We start from the raw sequence: 603 nt of genomic DNA, 5'->3' as shown, positions 1-603 counted from the left end.
CTGAAAGAGCAAGACTGCAGAATATCGTTGCGAATCCTGAAGCAGCAAGCAATGCTACTGAGGTTGCAGAAGCAAACGCAAGATTAGGTTCATTAACTGCAAATGTACAGAAGGTAGTTGCTTTATATGTTGGTCAGATTAATGATGCGGAAGCAGAAAGTGCTGTCACAACAGCTAAAACTACTGCATTAGCTACGTTGGCTCCTTCTGCTAATACTAGTGAACCAGACAACTTCTATAAGATTGCTGACAAGTTTGTAAATGTCAACCTGTTAGTAAAATATGCTACTGACTATGCGGCTGCTTTAAAGAACCAGTATAGTCCTACTACAGGTAAGGCTATTTATAACGCTGCAACTGTTGATGCTGCATTAGAAAAGCTCGTTAAATTAATTAATAACTTAGATACAACCGTTGATACTTATGGCAAAATCCAGACATGGATGCAGTCTTCTACTAATATTCCGAATGCAGAAAAAGAGATTGTAGATTTAGAAAAAGTTATCAATGATGGCGTACGTCTGATTAAAACTGATTATGCTGCTACTGCATTAGAATCAAACAACACGAATCTTTCTGCTTTGAACAAAGCAACGGATAAAT

The 603-nt window shown here is 37.6% G+C and carries 1 protein-coding gene; it reads left to right on the top strand.

Features of this window, described 5'->3' with window-relative positions; all coding sequences use genetic code 11:
• On the top strand, window positions 1-603 hold a 603-nt coding region (locus tag D1841_RS18185; protein ID WP_166554382.1), incomplete at both ends, for a hypothetical protein.

Source organism: Neglectibacter sp. X4, from assembly GCF_009917365.1.
GTDB lineage: Bacteria > Bacillota > Clostridia > Oscillospirales > Acutalibacteraceae > Acutalibacter.
This window is presented reverse-complemented; position numbering and strand designations above follow the sequence as displayed.